8 protein-coding genes and 2 pseudogenes are annotated in these 11125 nt (G+C 53.1%); 7 read left to right on the top strand and 3 right to left on the bottom strand.

The features are described 5' to 3' along the window. Positions 1-227, top strand: a 227-nt coding sequence (locus RUA4292_RS24175; protein WP_145975000.1) for a transposase, incomplete at its 5' end; no start/stop codon positions are given. A 97-nt stretch (positions 228-324) separates the two neighbouring features. Here RUA4292_RS24175 and RUA4292_RS25655 read toward each other — a convergent pair. Together RUA4292_RS25655 and RUA4292_RS16540 are read right to left on the bottom strand one after the other, a co-directional pair. After that, positions 325-463: pseudogene (locus tag RUA4292_RS25655) on the bottom strand (IS6 family transposase); the annotation flags it as partial. A 144-nt stretch (positions 464-607) separates the two neighbouring features. Continuing rightward, the gene (locus RUA4292_RS16540) at positions 608-1225 is read right to left on the bottom strand and encodes a response regulator (protein ID WP_058278602.1); all 618 of its coding nucleotides are present in this window, start codon (positions 1223-1225) and stop codon (positions 608-610) included. Positions 1226-1380: 155 nt separating this feature from the next. Here RUA4292_RS16540 and RUA4292_RS16535 point away from each other — a divergent pair, with 155 nt between their 5' ends. The 6 genes from RUA4292_RS16535 (at position 1381) to RUA4292_RS16510 (ending at position 10441) form a co-directional block, all read left to right on the top strand. Continuing rightward, complete coding sequence (locus RUA4292_RS16535) at positions 1381-1878, top strand: putative pterin-binding protein (RefSeq protein WP_145974999.1); 498 nt, start codon at positions 1381-1383, stop codon at positions 1876-1878. A 43-nt stretch (positions 1879-1921) separates the two neighbouring features. Beyond that, a complete protein-coding gene (locus RUA4292_RS16530; RefSeq protein WP_145974998.1) occupies positions 1922-4459 on the top strand; it encodes a hybrid sensor histidine kinase/response regulator in 2538 nt (845 codons plus the stop codon). A gap of 151 nt (positions 4460-4610) precedes the next feature. Next, positions 4611-5831, top strand: coding sequence for an NAD-dependent epimerase/dehydratase family protein (locus RUA4292_RS16525; protein ID WP_058278599.1), 1221 nt, complete (start codon positions 4611-4613; stop codon positions 5829-5831). Positions 5832-5916: 85 nt separating this feature from the next. Further along, positions 5917-7464, top strand: coding sequence for a cellulose biosynthesis cyclic di-GMP-binding regulatory protein BcsB (locus tag RUA4292_RS16520; RefSeq protein WP_058278598.1), 1548 nt, complete (start codon positions 5917-5919; stop codon positions 7462-7464). Further along, positions 7461-9296: a glycosyltransferase family 2 protein gene (locus tag RUA4292_RS16515; protein WP_058278597.1), complete on the top strand. Its 1836-nt coding sequence runs from the start codon at positions 7461-7463 to the stop codon at positions 9294-9296. The genes RUA4292_RS16520 and RUA4292_RS16515 overlap by 4 nt, the downstream gene beginning before the upstream one ends. Before the next feature lie 71 nt (positions 9297-9367). Beyond that, complete coding sequence (locus RUA4292_RS16510; protein ID WP_145974997.1) at positions 9368-10441, top strand: hypothetical protein; 1074 nt, start codon at positions 9368-9370, stop codon at positions 10439-10441. Between the two features lie 207 nt (positions 10442-10648). On the opposite strand, the pseudogene RUA4292_RS25370 reads toward RUA4292_RS16510, so the two are convergent. Then, positions 10649-10810: pseudogene (locus tag RUA4292_RS25370) on the bottom strand (IS6 family transposase); the annotation flags it as partial. Positions 10811-11125: the final 315 nt, after the last annotated feature.

Raw genomic sequence — 11125 nt, 5'->3', positions numbered from 1 at the left:
TCCGTGAAGCCCTTGTAGATATGGGAATAACGCCTTGCATCCCCGGGCGAAAGTCACGCGGCAAGGCCGTCAAATATGACAAAAGCCGATACAAACGCCGCAATCGTATCGAGATCATGTTTGGCCGCTTGAAAGATTGGAGGCGCGTGGCAACCCGCTATGACAGATGCCCCAAGGTGTTCCTTTCGGCCATCGCTCTCGCCGCAACCGTAATTTTCTGGTTATGAGTCCTGAGCCTAGACTTCATGCCCGTGATGCGTCGCTTTCTTATTTCGGATGCGAACATCGGGCCGAACCGATGCCACCAGTATCGAACGGCTTCATGGCTCACAACAACTCCGCGTTCGTGCAGCAAATCTTCCACATTTCGAAGCGATAGCGGGAACCGAACATACAACATCACAGCCAGGCGGATGATCTCCGGGCTGGTCTTGCAGTATTGAAACGGGGATTTCTTTTTCATGTTCGGACGCGAGATCGACGCCCTGCCCACCTCAAGCCGGTTTTGTCTGACAGTGCCTTCTGGCAGGATGAGGATTTTGCCAAGCGACTAAACGAGGGTTTGAAACAGAAACGATAAAGCCTGTTGTGACGTTTGTTCCGCCGTTTAGAACAACTGCTTCTCTTTCGCCAGTAGCGCGGCTTGCGTTCGATTGGAAACGCCCAGTTTTGCCAGCACGTTTTTTACATGCAGCTTTACCGTAACCTCTTGGATTCCTAGATTTCGGGCAATTTCCTTGTTGGAGAGGCCGATGCAGAGCTGTTCCAGCGTCTGCATCTCCCGGCCGGACAGGGTGGCAAAAACGCCAGATGACTCCACTGGCTCATCTGCCTGTCCGAAATCAAAGGGAAAATACCGTTCGCCTGACAGTACAAACTTGATGGCGTTGACCAGCGACACGGCTTTCAATGACTTGGGAACAAACCCGTTTGCACCGTTCTCCATTGCCTTGTTGGCAACCTCCCGGTTGGCGACACCTGACATCAGTGCAACCTTAGTCGCAGGAAAGGCCTGACGTGCGCGACTAAGGCCATTCAAACCGTCCATTCCCGGCATGTGATAGTCGAGGATCAGCAGATCGATGGAATCCAGACCGTGCATCAATTCCAACGCTTCTTCCAAATTGGCAGCGGTTTGAACTTTGAAGTCGTCTACGGTTTCTAGATAGGCCGCGATTGTGTCGCGGACCAGATCATGGTCGTCAGCTAAGAGGATATTAGGCATGTCCACAGTGTCCTTACGCTGAACGCATTCACAACCAAAAAATCAGGCCAAATCATGACAGAACTATACTTTGGTATAGATGCCTATGCCAATGCTCTGATGACCGTGGGGGATCAATAGTTATAACCCCGTTTACCTGACCCGGAGTCTATTCAATGGCACAAATACACTACCCGCGGATTTACGTCGTGCTGTTCATGCTATTGCTGAGTTTTATCACTCCGGCTACAGCTCGGGCAGAGATGACATTGGAAACAACAACAACAACAGGCTCTAACGCTGCGACCAACGAATTCAGCCTTCAAGATCTTGACGCAATGGACCAGGTGACATTCAGTACCTCAACGATCTGGACAGATGATGAAGTTACGTTCTCGGGGGTGCCGTTAAAAGCCCTGCTTACCGAATTGAACACAGACGGCACCAGTATCGAGATGGTGGCCTTAAACGACTACAAGGTCACGATGCCGCTGGCGGAACTTGAAAACGACGCTCCGATCATCGCCACTCGCATGGATGGCGAGACGATGTCTGTTAGGGACAAGGGACCTTATTGGGTTGTTTTCCCATACGACCAGGATCCCAAATACCGGACTGAAACGATTTACACGTTCAGCATCTGGCAGCTTAAGCATTTGAAAGTCGTAGATTAACACGCTGAGTGTGCTTACGGTGACCTCAAACAGGAGGTTGTAATTGAAGTCCGAGTTGAACCGATACCGTCTCTTGGTATTGGCAGGCATCTGCCTGTTGATCATCTTGTTCGCAACAATGGTCTCGAACCTGTTAACACAGGTACGCGACTTGTCGATCGCTGATGAAGATAACATACAGTGGAGCATTTCGCAGCTCGACATCGAGTTTGCGAACCTCGACGCCGTTCTAACCGAGCAAATTGCTGCACAGACAGGCTTCTCTGACCAATTACAGTTGCGTGCAGATATTGCCTTAAGTCGTTTGAACGTTGTCAATTCTGGACGGGCCCGCGAAATTTACGGTGACAGTAGTGAAGCCGCTGAATTGATTGAGAAAATCGAGGCCTTTGGAGACGATGCCGTTGCAATTTTGGATTCGTCCGAGCCACTGGACGAAACTGATCTACTTGAGCTGAACCGCTTGGTTCGTGACGTTCGCCCTGTTGTTCGAGAGCTCGCATTGCTGGGCGTTCGGATAGTTGCCGAGCGTTCCGAGGACCGGCGCGCTGAATTGGCCGGCCAGTTGTCTCGAGCCGGGGGAATTGCAGTCGGTTTACTGATCCTTATGGCACTCTTGTTACTCTTCATGGATCGACTTTTGCAGCGCTCCGTTCGCAGGGACGCGGCTCTATCTGCATCGTCAAAGCAACTTGCATCGACCGTCGCTGCATCACTAGATGCGATTGTAACTTCAGATAGCTCCGGACGTATTATCGAATTCAACGCTTCGGCCGAGCGCGTTTTTGGTTGGACCCGAGACGAAATTGTTGGGTTGACGATGGAGGACACCTTCATCCCTCAGCGTATGCGCGATGCGCACCACAATGGCATGAAGCGTTACCTAGAAACGGGCGCGCCACGTGTCGTTGATGCCGGCCGTGTCGAGCTTGCCGCTTTGCGCAAAAGTGGCGAAGAGTTCCCAGTCGAACTAAACGTTACAACCACTCATGATGGTGATGACACCAAGTTCATTGCCTACATCCGTGACATCAGCGAGCGTAAGATCAACGAGCAGAAGCTGATTGATGCCCGCGACCGAGCCGAGAGGACGGACAAGGCCAAGTCACAATTCATGACAGTGATGAGCCACGAAATGCGCACCCCCCTGAACGGTATCCTGGGTGTGCTTGATCTGCTTAAGACTACCCCCCTAAACGACCAACAGGCTCGCTACTCCCGCATTGCAACATCTTCCAGCGAGGTTTTGCTGGAACATGTGAACGAAGCACTCGATATCACTCGTATTGAAACGGGCAATCTTCAACTGAACTCCGAAGTCTTTGATCTAACAGAGCTAATGCAAGCGTTGCTCGAATTGTTTGAACCACTCGCCAATGAGAAAAATTTGGCTGTGAAACTCGACATAAACCCAGCAGTGCAAGGGCCATATCACGGTGATTCCGGGAGAATTCGCCAGGTACTTACCAATTTGATCGGAAACGCAATTAAGTTCACTGAAGATGGAGAAGTCACTTTACGCGTCAGCGGCATTCATGGCCCTGAAACCTCTTCACTTCGTTTTGAAGTGATCGATACCGGCATCGGAATTCCCCCCGAGCAGCACGAACAGGTGTTTGAGGATTTTATTGCCCTCGCGAATAGCGAAGGTCGTCAGGCTCGTGGGGATGGGTTGGGTTTGTCCATCTCTCGTCGCATCGCTCGGGCGATGGGCGGGGATGTGTCCCTAAAAAGTGTCGAAGGTGCGGGATCGGTGTTCATCTTAACTTTGCCTTTGAGACGCACGGAACCTAAGACGCGAGACGACAGTGACAATCTGGCCCAAAACGCCAAGCAAGCGCCCTCATGCAATATCCTTATTGTCGAAGATAACAGCATCAACCGCAGTGTCCTGTGCGACATGCTAACGACGATGGGACACACTGTACGCGAGGCTGTTAACGGCGAAGATTGCCTGCAAAAGGCCAAGGACGAGGTGTTCGATATCATCTTGATGGACATCAGCATGCCAGTCATGGACGGGATTGAAGCGACCGAACGCTTACGCCGCAGTAACGGGATAAACGCCGGGACACATATTATCGGATTAACAGCCCATGGGCGCGAAGAATACCGTGAAAGATCTGTAGCTGCGGGCATGGATCGCTTTCACACCAAGCCCATCAGGCTAGAGGCTCTGCAAAATATTGTTGCGGAAGTGACCTCCAAGCACTTGTCCAAACCGGATACGGCACACTTTCCCGAAGCGCTTTCTGAGATGATCGACTTGTTAGGCAACGCTAAGGTCGCAAACATCGCGGAAGAATTTCTGGCAGAGATGGCTGAATTTACGGCGGACCTGCGTGCGGCGGGCGACCCGCCCGATATGCTGGCTATCGCTGAAGCAGCCCATAGAGCCAAAGGCGCCGCATCTCTTCTGGGGCAGATAGAACTGCGCGATGCTTTGGAAGAGCTGGAAAACAACGCGCGCGATAGAAAACTCAGGGCACTTCAGACGTGGGCCGATAGACTTGACGACGAGGCAGTAACATCCAAATCGGTATTTGATGGGGCCATCAGCCGCCACGCTAACACCCCATAGGCCTATCCGCCCTACCCGTTGGGATAGCTGCCCCAGCCTTAATCCCCCCAATCTATACTCTCGCACCCCGGCACGTTTCGCTCCGGGAATCTACACCTGAGTTCATCTTGAACAGGGTCGCCTGGAGGGGCCCGTGCAGAGGAACATCAAAATGAAAGATTCAAAAAAAATCATAGTGGTCGGTGGCGACGGATTCTGTGGCTGGCCAACGGCGCTCCACTTATCAAAGCTGGGTCATAACATTACTATCGTCGACAACATGTCGCGCCGTGAAATTGATGCGGCGTTGGGCTCTGACAGCCTGACGCCGATTGCCTCCACGGATGATCGACTGGCCGCATGGAAAGAGCATTCAGGCAATACCATTGCATTTGAAAACATCGACATTGCACAGGATTTTGACGCCGTCACCACTTTGCTGGACACGATCAAACCAGACACCATTGTGCACTTTGGCGAGCAACGCGCCGCACCATATTCGATGAAGGGTGTCGGTGAGAAACGCTACACCGTCGACAACAACATTTCGGGCACTCACAACCTACTGGCGGCATCGGTCGCTCTGGGTTTGGACCCACACTTTGTCCACCTCGGCACCATGGGCGTCTATGGATACGATGATGACGGGTTGGAAATTCCTGAAGGCTACTTGCCGGTCTATGTCCCTGGTGACGATAAGCAGATCACGAAGCGTGATATCTTGTACCCGACCAACCCCGGCAGCGTGTACCATCTGACCAAATCCATGGATCAACTGCTGTTCCAGTTCTACGCAAAAAACGACCGGTTGCGCATTACTGACCTGCACCAAGGCATCGTTTGGGGAACTCAAACGGACGAGACTAAACTAAACGAGCGCCTGATAAATCGCTTCGACTATGACGGAGATTACGGTACCGTATTGAACCGCTTTTTGATGCAGGCCGTTGTTGGCCACCCTCTAACGGTACACGGCACAGGTGGCCAGACACGGGCGTTCATCCACATTCAGGACACGGTGAAGTGCCTTGCCCTGGCCGTTGAAAATCCGCCTGAAAAGGACGGCAAAGTTGCGATCCTGAACCAAATGACCGAAACGCATACCGTGCGCGAGCTAGCCAAGCTGGTTGCTGATGTTTCCGGCGCTCAGATCGCCAACGTGGACAACCCACGCAACGAAGCTGCTGAAAACGATCTGCGAGTTTCGAACAAAACTTTTCTCTCTCTAGGCCTGAAGCCGATCACGCTGGCTGAAGGTTTGATCGAAGAAACACAGAAGATTGCCGCAAAATACGCGGACCGGTGCATTCACAAGATGATCCCTTGTGTATCCACCTGGACCCACAAGCAACGTCCAGGCATCGTCTCTCCAAAGCCACGCAAGGTGGCCTAAGAACTTCGCACCGCTCGCGTTGGGCCTGCTTGGAGGTGGGCCTAACGCAGTTGGTTTTTTTAACCATAAAATTACAGTGAAAAACATGCGCATGATTGGCATTGGGCTCATGGGATTTCTCTTGGCAGGCATAGCCCTCCTGCTATCGACAATGAACATTCTGGAACAAGGACAACGCTACCTCCATGAAGTAACGTCCGGCCCGCAATTGGTGTTCGAGCACCGCACACCCTCCGAAGCGCATGATGTGTACGAAGCCGTGGTTTTGCGCGCCGATCCGGACCATCCGGTCATTTTGTCCGGTTTTCCCGCCTACCAAAGCGTCGCATTCATGATGCCAGTGGATGCACGCCCGACGTCTGGATACCTCCAAATTGATGCAACGTCTCAGGTTCTGGATGGGGTTGAAGGGGTGCTGCGCATCTCAATCAACAATACCCGTCGAGGCGAGATGCTGCTGCGTTCAGGCGAGGTGGGACGTTCCCTGCAAATTCCTCTTTCACAGACGGACTTTGCAGGGAACCAACTGGTCGTTTCTTTCTCGCTGCAGGGCACTGGCCCTCAAATCCAGTGTGGTTCGCAGGACGGTTTCGAAGCCGTTGTTGAGATTGAATCGACCAGTGCCGTTTTTTTGACGTTGGATCGGCAACTGCACAGTGTACGTGATCAGGTGCATGCCTGGGGTAATGTCGTGCGTGTTGCTTGGCCCGACTGGCTAAAAAAGGACGAACAGCTTCGCCGCTTGGTGTTGGCAACCCAATTCCAGCGACGGGGCCTTGCAACCGTGTTTGCTCCGTCCTCACAAGAACCAGCCTTAAATACTCTCGAGCTACGCGCGGTACTTCCAGCCTTTCCTGAAACCGATGTACATGGGCAAACGGTGGGCGCGTTGGCGCAAAAAGGAACGAATGGCGGTTTGCGCCGCTTTTACAGACAAGCTGTATGGCGTGAGCGTTTCGATTTGGGAGGGCGCAGCGGACAGTACATACCCAGCCAGTTGGACCTGCGCATGCAGCTTGGGCACCTCATGCATGGTCAGAATTGGTCGCTCACCGTAACGCTGAACAACCGACTTGTTTTTCAAGAGCATACCAAAGGGTCTAAAGCCGAGTACCAAACGTTAATTGACCTCCCGGTTGATATTCAGGTCGCCACAAATACGCTCGAAGTATTGGCGACAACGACCGCTCCGAAAGACGGCGTGTGTGATCAGGGCCCTGAACTGGTGGCGGAGTTACTACCACATTCCCGTTTGATCATTAGTGAGATGCCCTTTGCCAACGCAATGTCCGAACTACACAACGCCTTGGATAGTGTTGGGCCGGTCAACATTGCCATGACTTCAGAACTAACCGCGCCGGACGCTGCCGCGGCAAGCCGCATGTTGGACCTAGTGATACCGGCTGGCGTTGAACTCAAACCGGCTGGAAGAACGGTTCACATCCATGTCCTGGGCCCAGGTCACCCTGCCCCGCTTTTACCTCATGCTGGCGCCACCTGGTTAGTCACGCAAGTCAGTGCCACCCAAGGCTTGTCCATTAAAAAACTGTTGCCGAACGAACCAATGTCGCATGTCGGCCTTGCACTGCTGGTGACGCCCGCCGCCCCGGTATTACCGGAGGCAAAAGGATGAGTGACCTTGATGACAAGCGCGAACAGATCAACTTTGTCTCGGTCGACAGCGCACCCAAACGTTTTGCCGGATCGGTTTCAGAATGGCAGGCACCCAAGATGCTGGCGGTGTTTGCGCTGCTTGCCACAACACAACTTTGGTTCGTGAACACTGATTTTGTCGCACAGGTATTTCCAAACCGTGACTATGTGTTTTCGACCCATTCGGGGCGGCACGCCATTGCGATCCGCATCTTCCTGATCTCGTTCTTTGTTGCTTTTGCTGCATTCAGCTCCGGCGATTTCCGTGGGCGATCGATGTTTGGCCTGGATCTGGTACTGACCTTTCTGGCAGGCTGCGCGGTATTCGATCTGGCAAATGTCATGGCAGAAGACATCCTCGGGTCATCCTTCTCCCTGCATTTCAGTGCCATTGCGTCTGGTTTGTTCGGCTTTGCGGTATATTCGTTCAAACTGCTGGAGCGTGGTTTCATGCCGGCCCGCATACGTGTCCAACATATTCCGGTTAGTCAGATGCGTGCCTTGTTGCGCCTTGGTGTCACAATTGCCATCGCGGCAGGAGTCGCGATGTGGGTTGGCGGTTTGGGTCTGCATCTGGTCGAAGTGATGCGCAGTCTGACGCTATTGGGTGGCATTGGTCCGGGCGTATTTCTGTTCCTGCCCGTGCTTTTTGGGCAGCTTTATGTGCTTGCTATCTACGATGTGGCGACCGCCAAGAAACCCAAGTTTAATCCACCCGTCTCGGTCATCGTGCCCGCGCATAATGAGTCTTACATCATAAAAGACACGATCAACGCGATGGATCGCGCCGCACAGCACTATGGTGGCGAAGTTAACGTTCTAATCATGAACAACAATTCGACCGACGACACAGAAGAAATCGCGCGCGAGACACTCTTGTCATGCAAGGCCGCAAAGGGGCGCGTGATCAATGTTCCGAAGCCCGGCAAGTCTAACGCTCTCAACGCAGGTCTTGATGCCTGCGAGACCGAGTTTCTTGTGCGTGTCGATGCCGACACTCTTGTGGGCGAAGATAACTTTTCCCGAGCAATGCCATACTTCACTGATCCCTCCGTAGGTGTTGTAGGCGGCGTGCCTGTACCACCAGGTGGAGCCCTTTTTGACCGGGCTCGCCTGTTGGAAGTTCTTGTGAAGCACGGCTTTTATTCAGTTGCCATGGGGGCAGTGAACGGAGTTGTTGGTATCCCGGGCATGTTCGTTGTCTACCGCACGCAACACCCACGCCAACTGGGCGGTTTTGTTGAAGGGATGAATGGTGAAGACACCGACATCTCGCTCCGTATTGGTGAGTTGGGCTTCCACTCGGTTGTTGATCCCAAAATCCGCTACATCTCTGAAGTACCGTCATCCTACAGCCATATGCGTGAGCAACGCATGCGCTGGTTCCGCTCAATCTATCACATCTCGTCGCGCTGTCGGGACCTGATCTATGGACCAAACGTGACGTTGAGGGGGAAGGTTATCCTGCCCTACATGCTGGTAAACTCCGCACGCCGCGCGATGCTTGTCCCTCTGATAATTTTTGGGACCTTAGAGTGGGGCGTCGCGTTTAACGAAAATACCCCTATCGTATGGCAATCCATCGTGGCCGTAACCACAGGTGCGCCTGCGATCGTGGCAGTGGTTGCTTCGCTGCTAAACGGTGTGCCGCGCGGCATCCTTGCGCTACCAGAATACCTGATCTTTCGGGTCTTGCGGGCCTATTTCACACTCGAATCCATGCTTAGCATTTTGATCGATATCCGCGCCGAAAACCTTGAGCTCGCGATCCGACGCGACATCGTTCCCGACAAGCCCATACGCGTAGCATGATAATGTCATTTCATTCTCTGCCACAGAAGATTGGCCGACACCAACCACGAGACTCAGTAGAGGAGCGTAAAATGAGACAAATAGCTTTGGCCGCTACCTTAGCTTTGACTTTGGCAAGTGTGGGCGCTGCACAGGAACAACGCTTACAATTCAAGGCTCTTATCAAGCAGGAGCAGGCCGATCCAGTTGCGGTGCATGCCGCAATGACGTCATTGGCAGAAAGTGGGTACGTTCCGGCAATAGATCGGGTCGGATACTATTTCCGAAATGGGATCGGCTCGCAAAAAGATCTAAAAGCAGCGCGTCAATGGTATGCGAGCGCCGTCGATGCTGGTCACCCTTGGTCCACTGCATCTCTGGCACGAGTTGAAATGGAGATGGGACGGGGTGACGTTGCATTGGAGCTCCTCCGGGCTGGCGCCCGCGACAACCAACCCGGCGCAGAACGGCTTTTGGCAACGGCACACATTGATCGAAAGTTGGGCGCTGCTTCCGACGTCAAACAAGGACGAGCGATCTTGGAGCGTATGGCGGAGAGCGGTGATCAAAACGCGGCGCGCGATTTAGTGGTGCGCATAAACTGGAAACGTTTAAGAGGACCGGCGCCCGATACAGCCATAGAGCAAGTTGTGCGTGCAGGCCTTGGGGGTGACGCGAAGTACGCCGCAGTTGCACTGGTCTATCTGTCTTCGCAGCCTGATAGAAGCGAAGAGGCTATTCAAACACGTGCAATGCTCGCGGAAGTTCCAGGCATTTCTGATCGGGTGTTGTCGCCAGAACTGATTAAGCTTGCTGCAGAAATACATCCCACTCAATTCTGGTTGGAAGTCGAAGATATTCTTGAAGACACTCAACCAGAAAGCTACGCTAAGGCAGCAAGCACGGCCTTTTGGATCAACAAGAATGCGTGGGTCCGCGTGTTACAGAAAGAACTTCGCGCTTTCGGGTATTATCAAGGTCGGATCGATGGGATGATGACCTCACGTACAATCAAGGCACAGAACCGTTTTTGCAGGGATCGCGATCTTTGGTCACTTTGCGCATCAGGTCCACTGCGTGGAGCAACTGTACGGACCATGGCAGGTGCAATTGCACAGGAAAAACATAGCGGCAAAATTGACAATATTGCGCATCCGGGTTCGTGAAGTGTGACGGAGCAAATGGAAGGTTTTGGACATTCAGGTACGGACTTTTGCGATCCGACTGAAGAGTTCCGAGCGTGTACCTCGTTTTGGCCTCGGAGAAACACAACTACTTGGTGTTTCACTTCGTCGCTACTAGCCATCAACGTCGCTGAAGGGTGCTGTCAGACTAATTCGAACCAGTCTCAGTTTGCTGCGGAAACCGCGAACCTATCCGGAACAAAGCTGACGCCACTCGCTAAGAGCGGCGGTGCGGGTCAGCTTGAAGGTGACTCGACTGGCTAGCGATCTTTCCTGGTTGAAGTGGTTGTAAACGGAGGAATGGACGGAGGCGAATTTCTGCAAACTTCGCATACGCCTGAAACGCAGCATGATGTCCACGGCAACGCAACATGACGGTTGGTGACCATCAATGAGCCCCCTTTAATCAAAAACCCGGTTCCGGTGAACTGAAATTCCGCAGGTTCGCCGGTCCCGTCCGGTTCGATCCAAGGCTGGCCAAACGGGGTTTTCAGGTTTTCTCCGTTCGGCCCCAGCACGTGCCGCAAAATCTTACCGCTTTCCACGTGGCGCAGCCCATAAGCCCCCTGAAGGAAAGCGACGGATCGAATGGAGGCAGCGATCACCCGCGTGGGTGCCCCCGCCCGTTGCTCCAAGGTTCCAAGACGCTGCTCGGTCGACAAAACC

This window comes from Ruegeria atlantica (genome assembly GCF_001458195.1).
Classification (GTDB): domain Bacteria; phylum Pseudomonadota; class Alphaproteobacteria; order Rhodobacterales; family Rhodobacteraceae; genus Ruegeria; species Ruegeria atlantica.
Note: the sequence above shows the minus strand (reverse complement) of the source record. Positions and strands in the feature narration are given on the sequence as shown.